15 protein-coding genes are annotated in these 15,423 nt (G+C 73.8%); 11 read left to right on the top strand and 4 right to left on the bottom strand.

Translation table 11 applies throughout. From position 1 onward, the window contains the following. Entirely contained in the window at nt 1-567 is a 567-nt protein-coding gene (locus tag ABT023_RS06475) for a MauE/DoxX family redox-associated membrane protein (RefSeq protein ID WP_350882346.1), read from the bottom strand. Nucleotides 568-636: 69 nt separating this feature from the next. After that, nucleotides 637-834, bottom strand: a complete 198-nt coding sequence (locus ABT023_RS06480) for a hypothetical protein (protein WP_350882348.1) — start codon at nt 832-834, stop codon at nt 637-639. 155 nt (nt 835-989) lie between these two features. Between ABT023_RS06480 and ABT023_RS06485 the strand changes: the two genes are divergently transcribed. Then, nucleotides 990-3,791 carry an ATP-binding protein gene (locus ABT023_RS06485; protein WP_350882350.1) on the top strand — a complete coding sequence of 934 codons (2,802 nt, stop codon included), beginning with the start codon at nt 990-992 and terminating at the stop codon, nt 3,789-3,791. Nucleotides 3,792-3,897: 106 nt separating this feature from the next. On the opposite strand, the gene ABT023_RS06490 is transcribed toward ABT023_RS06485, so the two are convergent. Further along, a complete protein-coding gene (locus tag ABT023_RS06490) occupies nt 3,898-4,635 on the bottom strand; it encodes a D-Ala-D-Ala carboxypeptidase family metallohydrolase (RefSeq protein ID WP_350882353.1) in 738 nt (245 codons plus the stop codon). Nucleotides 4,636-4,856: 221 nt separating this feature from the next. On the opposite strand from ABT023_RS06490, the gene ABT023_RS06495 reads away from it, so the two are divergent. Then, nucleotides 4,857-5,369 carry an HIT family protein gene (locus ABT023_RS06495; protein ID WP_350882540.1) on the top strand — a complete coding sequence of 171 codons (513 nt, stop codon included), beginning with the start codon at nt 4,857-4,859 and terminating at the stop codon, nt 5,367-5,369. Nucleotides 5,370-5,442: 73 nt separating this feature from the next. Further along, entirely contained in the window at nt 5,443-6,501 is a 1,059-nt protein-coding gene (locus ABT023_RS06500) for an aldo/keto reductase (RefSeq protein ID WP_350882355.1), read from the top strand. A gap of 186 nt (nt 6,502-6,687) precedes the next feature. Here the strand turns inward: ABT023_RS06500 and ABT023_RS06505 are convergent, their stop codons facing one another. Beyond that, complete coding sequence (locus ABT023_RS06505; protein ID WP_350882357.1) at nt 6,688-8,850, bottom strand: elongation factor G-like protein EF-G2; 2,163 nt, start codon at nt 8,848-8,850, stop codon at nt 6,688-6,690. Nucleotides 8,851-9,103: 253 nt separating this feature from the next. On the opposite strand from ABT023_RS06505, the gene pgsA reads away from it, so the two are divergent. The 8 genes from pgsA to ABT023_RS06545 all read left to right on the top strand — a co-directional run bounded on the left by pgsA (nt 9,104) and on the right by ABT023_RS06545 (nt 15,311). Beyond that, nucleotides 9,104-9,736 (top strand): phosphatidylinositol phosphate synthase, encoded by a 633-nt coding sequence (pgsA, locus tag ABT023_RS06510; protein WP_350882359.1) that lies wholly within the window; start codon nt 9,104-9,106, stop codon nt 9,734-9,736. Then, nucleotides 9,733-10,683 (top strand): phosphatidylinositol mannoside acyltransferase, encoded by a 951-nt coding sequence (locus ABT023_RS06515; protein WP_350882361.1) that lies wholly within the window; start codon nt 9,733-9,735, stop codon nt 10,681-10,683. Before pgsA ends, ABT023_RS06515 begins: the two co-directional genes overlap by 4 nt. A 16-nt stretch (nt 10,684-10,699) precedes the next feature. Beyond that, nucleotides 10,700-11,860 carry a glycosyltransferase family 4 protein gene (locus tag ABT023_RS06520; protein WP_350882364.1) on the top strand — a complete coding sequence of 387 codons (1,161 nt, stop codon included), beginning with the start codon at nt 10,700-10,702 and terminating at the stop codon, nt 11,858-11,860. Nucleotides 11,861-11,942: 82 nt separating this feature from the next. After that, nucleotides 11,943-12,443, top strand: coding sequence for a hypothetical protein (locus ABT023_RS06525; protein WP_350882366.1), 501 nt, complete (start codon nt 11,943-11,945; stop codon nt 12,441-12,443). Nucleotides 12,444-12,607: 164 nt separating this feature from the next. Beyond that, complete coding sequence (gene pdxS, locus ABT023_RS06530; protein WP_350882368.1) at nt 12,608-13,525, top strand: pyridoxal 5'-phosphate synthase lyase subunit PdxS; 918 nt, start codon at nt 12,608-12,610, stop codon at nt 13,523-13,525. A gap of 73 nt (nt 13,526-13,598) precedes the next feature. Then, a complete protein-coding gene (gene pdxT, locus ABT023_RS06535) occupies nt 13,599-14,201 on the top strand; it encodes a pyridoxal 5'-phosphate synthase glutaminase subunit PdxT (protein WP_350882370.1) in 603 nt (200 codons plus the stop codon). A 207-nt stretch (nt 14,202-14,408) separates the two neighbouring features. Further along, complete coding sequence (locus tag ABT023_RS06540; RefSeq protein ID WP_350882372.1) at nt 14,409-15,158, top strand: YebC/PmpR family DNA-binding transcriptional regulator; 750 nt, start codon at nt 14,409-14,411, stop codon at nt 15,156-15,158. Nucleotides 15,159-15,161: 3 nt separating this feature from the next. Beyond that, entirely contained in the window at nt 15,162-15,311 is a 150-nt protein-coding gene (locus ABT023_RS06545) for a hypothetical protein (protein WP_350882374.1), read from the top strand. The last annotated feature ends 112 nt before the right edge of the window (nt 15,312-15,423 follow it).

Raw genomic sequence — 15,423 nt, forward strand, 5'->3', positions numbered from 1 at the left:
TCAGTGCCGGCGCGGCGCGTTGCCGGCCGGTTGCCGGGGTACGGCGGTGAACAGGACCGCGAGGTCGTCGAGCGCGACGACCAGCACGGCCAGGACCAGGCCGGCCGAGGCCGCCAGCAGCAGACCCCCCGGGGGCGCTCCGCCCGCCGCCCCCATTGCGGCGGCCGGCGCGGCGAGACCGGCGAGGCCGGCGAGCAGCACGTTGCGGACCACGTGTCGGCTGCTGAGCGGCACGGTGGAGGCGCCGAAGCACCGGCAGGGGGTACGCGTGCCGCGTCGGACGGCCGTGCCGATGCCGGCCGCGAAGATCAGCAGTAGCCCCGCCGACCCGGCGAGGCCCGCCGCCGCCCCCGCCGGATGCGGTACGGCGAGCAGCCCGCACAGGGTGAACTCGGCGACCACCACGAGCACCGCCACCGGACGGACCGCCCGGGCCGGCAGCAGGCGTAGCGCCCGTAGCGAGGCGACGAAGGCGGGCAGCGCCCTCCGCCCCGACACCTTGCTCAGGGCGGAGGCCAGGAACACGGCGCCGATCAGACAGCGGACACCGATTGTGAAGTACGACATGTCCCTCCTTCTCGCGGTGCGGCCGGTGGCGCCGTTCGGGGCCGACGCGCCGGCCCCGAACGGCGGTGGTCAGCAGCCCTCGCAGTAGATCCACTCGCCCGGCTGGTCCACCTCGCCGACGGTGCACCCCCGGCAGGGCAGCGCCCGTCCGCACCGGGAGATGCACTGCCAGCAGGACGGCCAGCTGCCACAGCCGGCCGCCGCGTCCACCTTGGGGACGAACAGGCCGAGCAGCCTGCCGCCCATCGCTTCGATCGCCTTGTACATGTCGCCGTCCCTTCTCGGACCGAGGCGCACCTTGCGGCCTCCGTCGTCCACGGTGGCCGGACACGGTGCAAGCGGCGTGCAAGCGGTGTGCAAGCGGCGTGGAAGGACGCCGATATGATCGACGGCACGGGGGCGTGCGCCGAGAGGGTGTGGTCGTGGCGGAACTGCGGGTCGCCGCGCTCGGCCCGTTACGGGTCGAGCGCGCCGGGGAGCCGGTGCCGCTGGGCCCACGGTTGTCGGTGCTGCTGTCGGTGCTGCTCATCGAGGCGGGCAACGCCGTGCCGGCCGATCGTTTGGTGGATGTGCTGTGGGATCCGCCGGTCTCGCCCGGCGCCGCAGCCACGCTGCGCAGTCACCTGTCAAACCTGCGCCGGGCCCTGCGGTCGGCCGGCGACCCCGACGGCGTGGTGCGTACCGTCGGCGCCGGCGTGCGGGTCGGCTACCGGCTCGACCTGCCCGACGAACACGTCGACGTGCGACGCTTCGAGCGCGGGTACGCGACCGGCCGGTCCCTGCTGGCCGCCGGGGGGCGGGACGTCGAGGAGGCGGCGCGGCTGATCGGGGCGGCGCTGGCGCTGTGGCGTGGGCCGGCGTACGCGGACGTGGCGGACCGTCCCTTCGCCCGGGCGGAGACGGCCCGGCTGTATTCGCTGCGCCGGGCCGCCCGGCGCAGCCACGCCGAGGCGCTGCTCGTGCTGGGACGGCAGGAGGAGGCACTCGCCGACCTCGACGCTGCGGTCGTCGAGGAACCGTACGACGAGGGGCTGCGTCGGCTGCTGGCGTTGGCGCTCTACGCCGAGCGGCGGGTGGACGAGGCGGCCGAGGTGTGCCGGTCCGGGGTGGCGTTGCTGCGCGAGCGAGGGCTGGAGGCCCCGGAGCTGGAGGACCTGCACCTGTCGGTGCTGCGCCGGTCGGTGCCGGCGCTCCCGTCGGGCCCGGCCGCGGCGGCGTTGGCGTCTCCGGCCCTGCTGCCGCCCGACCCACCGTGGTTCGTCGGCCGCCGCGCCGAACTCGCCGAGGCCCGGCGGCTGCTGCTGCGCGGGGCCGGCCCCGCGCCGGCCCCGATCCTGGTGGTGACCGGTCCGGCGGCGGTGGGCAAGACCAGCTTCGCGATCCGGCTGGGTCACGACCTGGCGGCGGAGTTCCCGGACGGCCAGCTCCACGTCGACCTGCGGGGCTTCGACCCGGCCGGGGCCGCGGTGGCGGCATCGGAGGTTCTGCGGGAGTTCCTGGACGCGCTGGGCGTGGCCCCCCAGCGGCTGCCGGACTCCCTGGGGGCGCGGGTCGGGCTCTACCGCGGACTGCTGGCCGACCGACGGATGCTCGTGGTCCTGGACAATGCCCTCGACGCCGAGCAGGTCCGTCCGCTGCTGCCCGGCGGGGCCGGCTGCGGCGTACTGGTGACCAGTCGCCGCCAGCTCTCCGGGCTGCTGATCGCCGACGGCGCCCAGCCACTGCTTCTTGACCTGCTCAGCGTGGCGGAGTCCACCGAGCTGCTGGCCCGTCGGCTCGGCAGCGAGCGGCTGGCCGCCGAGCCGGGGGCCGTGGGGGACATCGTGGATCGGTGCGCCCGGCTGCCGCTGGCTCTGGCCATCGTCGCGGCTCGCGCCGTGACCCGTCCGGGATTCTCCCTGGAGGTGCTCGCCACCGAGTTGCGGGAGAGCCGGGGCAGCCTGGACGCGTTCGACGGCGGGGACGCCGGTGCCGACGTCCGAGCCGTGCTGTCCTGGTCGTACGACCTGCTCAGCGAGTCGGCGGCGCGACTGTTCCGGCAGCTCGGGCACGCCCCGGGCGCGGGTTTCGGGATGGCTGCGGCGGCTAGCCTGGCCGGGCTGCCGGTGCGCGAGGCGCGTCCGCTGCTGGCCGAGCTGACCAACGCCCATCTGGTCACCGAGCACCGGCCGGGCCGCTTCACCTTCCACGACCTGCTCCGGGCCTACTCGGTGGAGCTGGCCAGTGCCCTGGACTCGCTCGACGGCCGCCAGGCGGCCGTGCGTCGGGTCGTCGGGCACTATCTGCACAGCGCGTACGTCGCCTGCCGCCGGCTGGACGAGAACCGTGAGGTGGCGCCGAGCGACCTGGAGGAGGGGGTCACCCCGGTCGAGCCGGCGGACCGGCAGGGGGCGCTGGTCTGGTTCGGCGTCGAGCACAGCGCACTGGTGGCGACGGTCGAGCGTGCCTTCGACGCCGGGCTCGACGTGGCGACCGGCGAGCTGGCCTCGGCGCTGGAGACGTACTTCGACTACCGGGGGCACTGGTGCGACTGGGTCGGTACCCAGCAGGTCGCGCTGTGCGCCGCGGTCCGCTCAGCGGACCGGCCCCGGCAGGCCCAGGCGCACCGCCGCCTGGGTAACGCCTACACGCAGGCCGGACGCCTCGACGACGCCCGCATCCATTACCGGCGGGCGTCGGCCCTCTACCGGGAGCTCGGGGACCGGGTGAGCGAGGCGCACACCCACCGTGGACACGGGTGGGTGCTGATCCAGCAGGGTCGGGTACGTGAGTCGTTGCGGCACAACCGGCGGGCGCTGGCGCTGTACCGCGAGGTCGACCACCGGGCCGGGCAGGCGATGGCGCTGAACAACATCGGGTGGTTGTACGGGCAACTCGGCGACCACGAGGCGGCGTTGCTGCACTGTCAACGCGCGGTGGACCTCAACCGGGAGGTCGGAGACCGGCACGCTGAGGCGGGCGCCTGGGACAGTCTCGGCTGCGTCCATCACGAACTGGGCCGGTACGACCTGGCGGCCGACTGCTTCGACCGGGCGCTGGCCCTGGTCCGTGGGTTCGGCGACCGCTACAACGAGGTGGACATCCTCGGGCACCTGGGGCGGACCCGGCAGGCGGCGGGTGATCCGGGTGCCGCGATCGACACCTGGCAGCGTGCCCTGGCCCTCGGGCAGAAGACCGATCACCCGGCCGTGCCGCAGTTGCAGGCATGGCTGAAGGAACTCTGACCGGCCGGCCGCGCGACCCTCGCCGCCCGTCCCCGCCAGCCGCCGGCCGTCCCGGCCGTCCCGGCCTCTGTTCGGGCGCGGGAGGCCGGGACGGCGTGTGGTGGACTCAGATGCCGCAGCTGGACGCGTACCAGCCCCCGGTCGCCCCGACGTGCGTGTGGTCGCTGTGGCCCGGGTAGCCGGGGCCGAGGATGTTCCCGAAGCCGTGGTAGCGGGCCTGCTGGGCCATCCGGCAGAACGACGGCGAACCGACCATGTCCACCCCGTCGCCGTACAGGTGCCGGCTGTTGGACGTCCCGCCGACCGCGTTGTTGCAGGCGACGCTGCGGAAGCCGCTGCTGATTTGGATGGACACGTCCCCGAGGGCGTGCCGCATGGCCTGGAGCTTCCACATCGAGACGAGCGCGTTGAACCTGGCGGTGCTCGCCGCGACCGCCCCGCCGGCCCAGGTGCTGTTGCACCGGTTCAGTTCGGCGTAGGTGAAGTTGATCGGCGTGCAGTCGTCGTCCTGGAGCGCGTACAGCTTGCTGAAGGTCTGCGGGCCGGCGGCGCCGTCGGCCGACAGGCCGTACGCCTGCTGGAAGCGGATCAGCGCCGCGCGTGTCGCCGGGCCGAACACGCCGTCGAGGCCGATCTGCGAGTTGTAGCCGGGGTAGCCGGCGATCCGGATCTGGAGCTGGCGGACGTCCTCGCCGGTCGAGCCCTGGACGAGCGTCCGGCCCCAGTTGTAGCAGCCGTCGGCCTGCGCGGCACCGGTGGTCACGGTCAGGCCCACCAGGGTGGTGGCGGCGGCGAGCGCGCAGGCGGCAAGAACTCTGCCGACCCGGCGGAATGCGGTCTTCACAGGGTGACTCCCATCGACGAATATCAGTTTAGATCGGAATGGAAGTTTCATTCACCGTCATCTCTACGTCAAGAACTTTCACACCCCTATTCGCCCCGGTGGGGCCCCATCGCACCCCCAGGCGGCCCCGAGCGGATCCCCCACTCCGGCGCTGGGGCGGCGCCGGGCGGGAACGTAGGATCGGTGGCGTGACAGGGGAGGAACGGCACAGGGACAGCGGCATGGCCGACGGGTTGGAGCGGCTCTGGACCCCGCACCGGATGGCCTACGTCTCCGGTGGGGACCGGCCCGAGGGTGGGTACGAGAAGCCCGCCGGCTGCCCGTTCTGCCGGGCGCCGGGGCTGCCGCCGGAGGAGAGCCTGGTGGTGGCCCGGGGCGAGCACGTGTTCGCGGTGCTCAACCTCTACCCCTACAACCCGGGGCACCTGCTGGTCTGCCCCTACCGGCACGTGGCCGACTACACCGACCTGACGCTGCCGGAGACCGCCGAGCTGGCGGCGTTCACCCAGACCGCGATGCGGGTGGTGCGCGCGGTCAGCAACGCGCACGGGTTCAACCTGGGCATGAACCAGGGCGGGGTGGCCGGCGCCGGGATCGCCGCGCACCTGCACCAGCACGTGGTGCCCCGCTGGGGCGGCGACGCCAACTTCATGCCGGTGATCGGGCGGACCAAGGTCCTGCCGCAGTTGCTCACCGACACCCGCGAGCTGTTCACCCGCGCCTGGCCGAGCTGACCCTGTGTAGTCGTTCGCCTCCGTTTGGTCAACCCGCTGCCCTCGGCCGGGCCCGGGGTGGCACGATCTGGCGATGGCAGTGACGACACGGACATTGGGTCGCAGCGGCATCGAGGTCAGCGCCCTCGGCATGGGGTGCTGGGCGATCGGTGGCCCCTGGGCCGAGGGCGTCCAGCCGCTGGGCTGGGGCGCGGTCGACGACGACGAGTCCGTCCGTGCGGTGCGCCGCGCGCTCGATCTCGGGGTCACCCTCTTCGACACCGCCGACACGTACGGGGCCGGGCACAGCGAGCGGGTCCTCGGCCGGGCCCTCGCCGGCCGGCGCGACGAGGCCGTGCTCGCCACGAAGTGGGGCTACACGTTCGACGAGGACGCCCGCCAGGCCACCGGGGAGGACCCCTCGCCGGAGTACCTGCGCCGGGCGGTCGTCGACTCCCTGCGCCGGCTGGACACCGACCGCATCGACCTGTACCAGCTGCACCTGGGCGACCTGCCGGTGCCGAGGGCCGAGGCGCTGCTCGGCGTCTGCGAGGACCTCGTCGCCGACGGCCTGGTCCGGGCGTACGGGTGGAGCACCGACCGGGTCGACCGGGCCACCTGGCTCGGGCAGGGCGCCCGGCACGCCACCGCCGTGCAGCACACCCTGTCGGTGCTGCGTGACGCCCCCGAGCTGCTCGCCGTCTGCGAGAAGTACGACCTGGCCAGCGTCAACCGCAGTCCGCTGGGGATGGGCCTGCTCACCGGCAAGTACGGTGCCGGCTCCACGCTGCCCCGCGACGACGTGCGGGGGCCCACGGCGAACTGGCTGGAGTGGTTCCGCAGCGGCCGACCCGCCCCGGAGTGGCTGCGCCGGGTCGGCGCGGTCCGGGCGGCGCTCACCGCCGACGGGCGCACCCTGGCCCAGGGCGCGTTGGGCTGGATCTGGGCGCGCAGCGACCGAACGGTTCCGATTCCCGGCTGCCGCACCGTCGCCCAGGTCGAGGAGAACGCCGCCGCTCTGGCCCTGGGCCCGCTCGCCGCCGACCACTTCGCCGAGGTGGAACGCCAACTGGCGGCCCTCCGCGCAGCCGCCCTCCGTTCCGCCGACCGCCCCCGCTGGCCCATGCCCCCCACCCCCTCCGTCCGCCCCTGACCCCCCGCTTCCCCGGCTCCCCCCCACCCTCGCCCTCCCGCGCGTGCCCCACCCATCCCCGTCGATCTTGCAGTTGCGGCCCCCGGGACGAGGCTTTTGTGTCATTTGCCGGGGCCGTAACTGCAAGATCGCGGGGTGTGGTGTGCGGTGTGCGGGATGGGGTGCGGGATGGGGTGGGGGGTGGGGTCAGGGGGTGGGGGGGTGTTCGTTGCGGGTCTGGTCGGACAGGTGGGCGGGCATCGGGTCGTGGCGGGTGAAATGGCGGCGGAAGGTGCCGGTTCCGGAGGTCAGGGCGCGCAGCTCGATCGCGTACCGGAGCAGCTCGACGGCCGGGACCTCGGCCCGGACCACGGTGCGGCCGTCGGCGTCCGGGTCCGGCTCGGTGCCGAGCACCCGGCCTCGCCGGCCGGAGAGGTCGCCCAGCACCGCCCCGACGGTGTGGTCCGGCACCCGGACGGCCACCTCGTCCACCGGCTCCAGCAGGGTCGGCTGGCCCTTCTCGGCGGCGTGGCGCAGCGCCAGCGCCCCGGCGGTCTGGAACGCCGCGTCGGAGGAGTCGACGCTGTGCGCCTTGCCGTCGACGAGGGTCACCCGCAGGTCCACCACCGGGTACCCGGCGACCAGGCCGCGCTCCAGCTGGGCCCGTACGCCCTTCTCCACCGACGGGACGTAGCTGTGCGGCACCGCCCCGCCGACCACCCGGTCGACGAACTCGAAGCCGGTCCCCCGGGGCAGCGGCTCCACCTCGATGTCGCAGACGGCGTACTGGCCGTGGCCGCCGGACTGCTTGACGTGCCGGCCGTGCCCGGTGGCCGGGGCGGCGAGGGTTTCCCGCAGCGCCACCCGCACCGGCTCGGTGTCCAGTTCGACGCCGCCACCGCGCAGCCGGTCGAGCACCACGTCGGCGTGTGCCTCGCCCATGCACCACAGGACGAGCTGGTGCGTCTCCGGGTTGCGTTCGAGGCGCAGCGTCGGGTCCCCGGCGACCAGCCGGGCCAGGTTGCGGGACAGGGTGTCCTCGTCGGCCCGGCTGCGCGCGGCGACCGCCACCGGCAGCAGCGGCTCGGGCATCTCCCACGGGGCCACCAGCAGCGGGTCGTCCTTGGCGGAGATCGTGTCGCCGGTCTCCGCGCTGCCCGACTTGGTGATCGCGCAGATGTCGCCGGCCACGCAGACCGGCACCTCGCGCAGGGTCGCCCCCAGTGGCGTGTGGAGGTGCCCGACCCGCTCGTCCGCGTCGTGGTCGGGGTGCCCCCGTTCGGCCAGGCCGTGGCCGGCGACGTGCATCGTCCGGTCGGGGCGCAGGGTGCCGGAGAAGACCCGGACCAGGGAGACCCGGCCGACGTGCCGGTCCACCGTCGTGCGGACCACCTCGGCGACGAGCGGGCCGTCCGGGTCGCAGGTCAGCGGCGGCCGGGGGGAGCCGTCCACGCCGGTGACGGCGGGCAACTCGTGCTCCAGCGGCGGCGGGAACGCCGATACGAGGCCGTCGAGCAGTACGTCCAGCCCGACGCCGGTCGCCGCGCAGACCGGCACCACCGGGTGGAAGTGCCCCCGGGCGACCGCCTTCTCCAGGTCGGCGACCAGCACCTGTGTGTCGATCTCCTCGCCGGCGAGGTAGCGGTCCATGAGGGACTCGTCCTCGCTCTCGGCGATGATCCCCTCGATCAGCTCGTTGCGGGACTCGGCGATCGCCGGCAGGTGCTCCGGGTCGGGCTCGCGCACCTGGGCCGGCAGCCCGGCGGTGTAGTCGAAGACCCGACGGGTGACCAGGCCGAGCAGTCCGACGACCGACTCGCCGTCGTCGCCGAGCATCGTCAGGTGCAGCGGGACCACGTTGTCGCCGAAGACCCGCTGGCACAGCGCCACGGCCTCGTCGAAGTCCGCGCGGGGGTGGTCCAGCCGGGTCACCGCGACCGCCCGGGGCATGCCCACCGCGGCGCACTCCTCCCAGAGCGCGGCGGTGGCGGCGTCCATCCCGTCGACGGCGGAGACCACGAACAGCGCGGCGTCGGCGGCCCGCAGGCCGGCGCGCAGCTCGCCGACGAAGTCGGCGTACCCCGGGGTGTCCAGCAGGTTGATCTTGACGCCGTCGTGCACCAGCGGGGCGCAGGCCAGGCTCACCGAGCGCTGTTGGCGCACGGCGGCCGGGTCGTGGTCGCAGACCGTGGTGCCGTCGGTGACCGTGCCGGCCCGCCCGATCGTGCCGGTCGCCGCGAGCAGCGCCTCGACCAGGGTTGTCTTGCCCGCCCCGGAGTGCCCGACGAGCACCACGTTGCGAATTCTGGCAGGCTCGGTCACCACCGGCACGCCGCCGGTGACCCCCTTGTCCTGATTCCTCTGCGCCATGGGGCGCACCTCCCTCAGCCGGTGGTTGGTGGCGACCGCCGCGCGCGACGGGGAAGCGGCCCGGTGCGGAAGCTCCGCGGCGCCATCCTCCGGTGATCTGCCGTGCGGAGGGTACGGGACGGTCGGTCGGGTGAGCCGTCTCACCCTCAGGCTCGATCTCACACCCCTCGGAGGGCCGGCACAAGACTTCCCCGGGCGGGTCGGCGACCGTGGCGTGCCCTCCCCCGGGGCCGGCCGTTATCGTGGGACCGCCATGGCGAAGATCTTCCAAGTGTCGGTCCGGGCGGGGATGACCCGCGTCGTTGAGCCGATCGCGCGCGGCCTGCTCCGCGCGGGCGTGTCCCCCAATGCTGTCACCGTCACCGGCACCCTCGGGGTGCTGGCCGGTGCGCTCGGCTTCGGCGCCCGCGGCCATCTGGTCGCCGGCGCCCTCATCGTGACGTTCTTCGCGCTGACCGACCTGCTCGACGGGACGATGGCCCGGATGAGCGGCGGCTCGACGAGATTCGGGGCGTTCCTCGACTCGAGCATGGACCGGGTCGCCGACAGCGCCGTCTTCGGCGCGGTCGCGTACTGGCTGGCCACCGAGGGTGACCACGCCGGGGTCGCCGCCGCGCTGCTCTGCCTGGCCGCCGGCGGCCTGGTCTCCTACGTCAAGGCCCGCGCCGAGGGGCTCGGGATGACCTGCAACGTGGGCATCGCCGAGCGGACCGAGCGGCTGCTCATCGTCGGCGTGGGCGGCCTGCTCACCGGCTTCGGCATCCCGTACGCCCTGCAGGTCGCGCTCTGGTTGCTGGCCGCCGTCTCGATCTTCACTGTGGGCCAGCGGATCGCCCACGTGTACCGGCAGGCCCGCGACGCGGCCCCGGACGGGTCGCAGGGGTGAACCTGACCGAGCTCGGCTACGTCGCCGGCTGGCGTCTGGTCCGCGCGCTGCCCCGGCCCGTGGTGGCTGCGGCCTTCCGGGCGGGCGCCGACCGCGCCCACCGCTCCGGCGGCGGTGGTACGGCCCGACTGCGCGCGAACCTGCGCCGGGTGGTCGGCCCCGAGCTGCCCGAGGCCGAGCTGGACGACCTGCTCCGGCGCGGCCTGCGCTCCTACGCCCGGTACTGGATGGAGGCGTTCCGGCTGCCGGCGCTGAGCCGGGAAGAGATCCTCGCCGGGTTCCGGCTCGCCCCCGAGGGGGTCGACCGGCTCGCCGCCGACGTGGCCGCCGGCCGGGGCGCGGTGGTGGCGCTGCCGCACGCCGGCAACTGGGACGCCGCCGGTGCCTGGGTGGCGGCCACCGGCTGGCCGATCACCACGGTCGCCGAGCGGCTCAAGCCCGAGGGCATCTACCAGCGCTTCCTTGCCTTCCGGCGAGGGCTGGGCATGGAGATCCTGCCCACCCACGGCGGCGAGCGGCCCGCGTTCGACGTGCTGGTGGACCGGCTGCGCGCCGGCGCGGTGGTGCCGCTGCTGGCCGACCGGGACCTTTCCGCCCGGGGGATCGAGGTCGACTTCTTCGGCGCGCGGACCCGGCTGCCGGCCGGCCCGGCGCTGCTGGCCCTGCGCACCGGGGCACCGCTCTACGTCGCCTCATTGTGGTACGAACCGGACGCGGCGTGCGCCTCGCTCGAGGGCCCGTTGCCCCTGCCCGAGGAGGACAGCGGGCCGCTGGACCAGCGGGTCCGGGTGCTGACCCAGCGGATTGCCGACGGTCTGGCGGCGGGCATCGCCCGGCATCCGGAAGACTGGCACATGTTGCAACGGATGTGGCTGGACCAGCGCGGCGCCGGCGACGGCGGGCCCCGACCCGTCTCCATGCCGCCGGCCGTCACCGGACCGGTCTGAGGCGGAGGGCGCTCACATGCGGATCGGCATCGTGTGCCCGTACTCCTTCGACGTGCCCGGCGGGGTGCAGAACCACGTGATGGACCTGGCCGAGGCGCTGATCGGGCTCGGGCACGAAGTGAGCGTCCTCGCCCCCGCCGACGAGGACTCCTCGCTCCCGCCGTACGTGGTGTCGGCGGGCCGGGCCGTGCCGCTGCCGTACAACGGGTCGGTGGCCCGGATCGCGTTCGGCCCGGTCTCCACCACCCGGGTCCGGCGCTGGATCGCCCGGGGCGACTTCGACGTGCTGCACGTGCACGAGCCGCTGACGCTGAGCCTGTCGATGCTCGCCGTGCTCTCCGCGAAGGGGCCGGTGGTGGCCACCTTCCACACCGCGATGACCCGGTCCCGGGTGCTCGCCGCCGCGCAGGGCCTGTTGCAGATCGTGCTGGAGCGGATCACCGCCCGGATCGCGGTCAGCGCCCTGGCCCGCAAGGTGCAGGTCGAGCACATGGACGGCGGCGCGGTGGAGATCCCCAACGGGGTCACCGTGGCCAAGTTCAGCCACGCGACAGCGCTGCCCGGCTGGCCGGGGGAGTGCGGCCTCGCCGAGGGCGGCACGCTCGGCTTCCTCGGCCGGTTCACCGAGGCCCGCAAGGGCTTCCCGATCCTGCGCGACGCGTTCGTCGAGCTGGCCCGCTCCCGCCCGGGCCTGCGGCTGCTGGTGGCCGGGCCGGGCGACCCGGACGACCTGTTCGACCAGTTCCCAGCCGAGGTGCGCGACCGGGTCACCTTCCTCGGCCTGGTCTCCGAGGAGGACAAGGCGCGCATGCTGCGCAGCGTCCACCTCTACGTGGCCCCGAACACCGGCGGGGAGTCGTTCGGGATGATCCTCACCGAGGCCCTCGCCGCCGGCACCACGGTGGTGGCCAGCGACCTGGACGCGTTCCGCCGGGTGCTCGACGGCGGCCGGGCCGGGCTGCTCTTCCCCACCGGGGACGCGGTGGGGCTGCGGGCGGCCCTGGCCGGGCTGCTGGACGACCCGGCGCGGCGGGCCGCGTTGACCGAGTGCGGGGACCAGGTGGTGACGCACTTCGACTGGCCGGTCGTCGCCCGCCGGGTGCTGGAGGTGTATGCGGCGGCGATCGAGGCGATCGACGGGCGGGTGATCGACCAGGAGTGGGCGGGGCTGGGCTGACCGCCGTGACCGGAAGTGCCGGTGGGACGCAGGTGCCGGGGCGGGACGCGCCCCGGCCGGAGGCGAACGGAGCAGCACTACGATGCCGGGCATGTGGTGGTGGTTGGGCGGAATTCTCGTCGTGGGGCTGCTCGCGGCGTACCTGACCTGGACCGTCGGCCGGGTCGAGCGGCTGCGCCTGCGCGCGGAGTCGGCGGCCCGGGCACTGGAGGCGCACCTGCTGCGCCGGGCGGCCGCCGCCGCGGTGCTGGCCGAGCAGCGCTACGGCGTGGAGCTGTACGCGGCGGCCCGGATCGCGTTGGACGCCGAGCCGGAGGAGCGGGAGGCCGCGGAGAACGACCTCACCCGGCAGTTGCGGGCGGTGCGGCTGGACCCGGCCGACCCGGACTGCGAGGCGGTGATCGCCGCGAGCCGACGGCTCGCCCTGGCCCGTCAGGTGCACACCGACCTGGTCCGGGACGCCCGCGCGGCGCGGGGCCGGCGGGTGGTGCGGCTGTTGCGGATGGGCCGCCGGCACCCGTGGCCGCGCTACTTCGACATCGACGACCCGACCCTCGCGCTCCCCGCCGACGTGCCCGCCTGAGCGGTGTCCGCCGCGACCCGGGCCCGTCGACCGGCAGGCCGGGCCGGGGGTGATGACGGCCACAGAGCAGGCCACCCGGGGTCTGATTGGCTGTCGGACCGGCGTTGACCCCGTCGTAGCATTCAGCTGAGCCACCCCCCGAGCACGCCGAGGAGCGATAACCCGTGCCCGAAACCATCTCCCCGAACGCCAGCGCCACCCCCGTCGTCGGCACCGCCCGCGTCAAGCGCGGCATGGCCGAGATGCTCAAGGGCGGTGTGATCATGGACGTGGTCACCGCCGAGCAGGCCAAGATCGCCGAGGACGCCGGAGCCGTCGCGGTGATGGCCCTGGAGCGGGTGCCCGCCGACATCCGCGCCCAGGGCGGGGTGTCCCGGATGAGCGACCCCGACATGATCGACAGCATCATCAACGCCGTCTCGATCCCCGTGATGGCCAAGGCCCGGATCGGCCACTTCGTCGAGGCCCGGATCCTCCAGTCGCTCGGCGTGGACTACGTCGACGAGTCCGAGGTGCTCACCCCGGCCGACTACGCCAACCACATCGACAAGTGGGCGTTCACCGTCCCCTTCGTGTGCGGGGCGACCAACCTGGGCGAGGCGCTGCGCCGGATCACCGAGGGCGCGGCCATGATCCGCTCCAAGGGCGAGGCCGGCACCGGTGACGTCTCCAACGCCACCATGCACATGCGCAGGATCCGTCAGGAGATCGCCCGGCTCAGCTCGCTGCCGGCCGACGAGCTGTTCGTCGCGGCCAAGGAGCTCCAGGCCCCGTACGAGCTGGTCAAGGAGGTCGCCGAGACCGGCAAGCTCCCGGTGGTGCTGTTCACCGCCGGCGGCATCGCCACCCCGGCCGACGCCGCGATGATGATGCAGCTCGGCGCCGAGGGCGTCTTCGTCGGCTCCGGCATCTTCAAGTCCGGCAACCCGGCCGAGCGGGCCGTCGCGATCGTCAAGGCCACCACCTTCCACGACGACCCGGACGTGCTGGCCAAGGTCTCCCGGGGCCTCGGCGAGGCGATGGTCGGCATCAGCGTCGACGAGATCCCGCAGCCGCACCGCCTGGCCGAGCGCGGCTGGTGACGTGGGAAGAGGGCCCCCGCTCGCCGCTCAGGCGGAGCAGGGGCCCTCTTTCTGACACCCGAGAGGAGTGAACGTGACGGCACCGGTCATCGGTGTGCTCGCCCTGCAGGGTGACGTCCGCGAGCACGTGGGCGCGCTGGCCGGGGTCGGGGCGGACGCCCGCCCGGTCCGCCGCCCCGGCGAGCTGGACGCGGTCGACGGGCTGGTGATCCCCGGGGGCGAGTCCACCACGATCAGCAAGCTCGTCGACATCTTCGAGATGCGGGAGCCGATCGACAAGCGGATCGCCGCCGGCATGCCGGTCTACGGCTCCTGCGCCGGCATGATCATGCTGGCCACGGAGGTGCTCGACGGCCGCCCCGACCAGCGCGGCTTCGCCGGTATCGAGATGACGGTGCGGCGCAACGCGTTCGGCCGGCAGGTCGACTCGTTCGAGGCACCGGTGGAGATCGCCGGGGTCGGGGGCGGGCCGTTCCACGCGGTCTTCATCCGGGCGCCCTGGGTCGAGCGGGTCGGCCCGGACGTCGAGGTGCTGGGTCGGGTCACCGACAGTCCCGTCGCGGACCGGATCGTCGCGGTCCGGCAGGGCAACCTGCTGGCCACCTCCTTCCACCCGGAGCTGACCGGCGACCTGCGCCTGCACCGCTACTTCGTGGACCTGGTCCGCGCCGCCTGAGTCACCACCGAGGGGCCCGTCGGCGTGCCTGCCGGTGCCGGGTGTGACACCGACCCGCCCTGCCTCGGTAGGATTGCCGCGGTTCGGCAGGGCCCAGCGCCCGCCGCGGCCATCCACGCCGAGCCGACCGGCCCGTCCTACGCCGGCGGAGAAGTGGAGTTGGCGCGGGCCGTCGACGCAGGCGTGATCAACAGACGGAGGTAGCAGATGTCCGGCCACTCAAAGTGGGCGACCACCAAGCACAAGAAGGCCGTGATCGACGCCAAGCGCGGCAAGATGTTCGCCAAGCTGATCAAGAACGTCGAGGTCGCGGCCCGCATCGGCGGCGGCGACCCGGCCGGCAACCCCACCCTCTACGACGCCATCCAGAAGGCGAAGAAGAACTCCGTACCCAACGACAACATCGACCGGGCGGTCAAGCGCGGCTCCGGCCTGGAGGCCGGCGGCGCGGACTGGCAGACGATCATGTACGAGGGGTACGGCCCGAACGGCGTGGCGATGCTCATCGAGTGCCTCACGGACAACCGCAACCGGGCCGCGACCGAGGTGCGCACCGCGTTGACCCGCAACGGCGGATCGCTCGCCGACGCCGGGTCGGTGTCCTACATGTTCTCCCGCAAGGGCGTGGTGATCGTGCCCAAGGCCGGCACCACCGAGGACGACGTGATGATGGCGGTCCTCGATGCCGGGGCGGAGGAGGTCAACGACCTCGGCGAGGCGTACGAGGTGGTCTCCGAGCCGACCGACCTGATCGCCGTACGCACCGCCCTGCAGGACGTCGGCATCGAGTACGAGTCGGCCGAGTCCTCCCTCATCCCCAGCATGAACGTGCCGCTGGAGGAGGAGGGCGCTCGCAAGATCTTCAAGCTGATCGACGTCTTGGAGGACTGCGACGACGTGCAGAACGTCTACGCGAACTTCGACGTTTCCGACGAGGTGATGGCCGCGGTCGGCTGAGCCGTGGCGACCGGGCGGGAGCGGCGGTTCGCGCCGGGCGACGTGGTCGTCCGGCGCGAGATCCTGCGCGGCGAGATGTGGTTCGCCGCCCCGACCGTCTGCGTGCGGGACTCGCCGGACCTGCCCGCCGGGTGGGACACCGTCCCCTGCTGACCCCGGCGGCGCGGCCCACCGGCCCACCGCTACGCTTCATCCTTGTTTGACCTGTTCGTGGGGTTTTGTGCCCAGTGTCCGGATAGGGTCTGCGACCGTCCGGTCACCGGAG

The organism is Micromonospora sp. NPDC002296, from assembly GCF_040296145.1.
GTDB lineage: Bacteria > Actinomycetota > Actinomycetes > Mycobacteriales > Micromonosporaceae > Micromonospora.

Bases quoted from the DNA above. Each gene is read 5' to 3' on its own strand.
- ABT023_RS06525 (WP_350882366.1), top strand. From the start codon at position 11,943: ATGCCGGGCATGTGGTGGTGGTTGGGCGGAATTCTCGTCGTGGGGCTG.
- ABT023_RS06495 (WP_350882540.1), top strand. From the start codon at position 4,857: ATGGCCGACGGGTTGGAGCGGCTCTGGACCCCGCACCGGATGGCCTAC.
- pgsA (WP_350882359.1), top strand. From the start codon at position 9,104: ATGGCGAAGATCTTCCAAGTGTCGGTCCGGGCGGGGATGACCCGCGTC.
- ABT023_RS06520 (WP_350882364.1), top strand. From the start codon at position 10,700: ATGCGGATCGGCATCGTGTGCCCGTACTCCTTCGACGTGCCCGGCGGG.
- ABT023_RS06500 (WP_350882355.1), top strand. From the start codon at position 5,443: ATGGCAGTGACGACACGGACATTGGGTCGCAGCGGCATCGAGGTCAGC.
- ABT023_RS06540 (WP_350882372.1), top strand. From the start codon at position 14,409: ATGTCCGGCCACTCAAAGTGGGCGACCACCAAGCACAAGAAGGCCGTG.
- ABT023_RS06480 (WP_350882348.1), bottom strand. From the start codon at position 834: ATGTACAAGGCGATCGAAGCGATGGGCGGCAGGCTGCTCGGCCTGTTC.
- ABT023_RS06505 (WP_350882357.1), bottom strand. From the start codon at position 8,850: ATGGCGCAGAGGAATCAGGACAAGGGGGTCACCGGCGGCGTGCCGGTG.
- ABT023_RS06475 (WP_350882346.1), bottom strand. From the start codon at position 567: ATGTCGTACTTCACAATCGGTGTCCGCTGTCTGATCGGCGCCGTGTTC.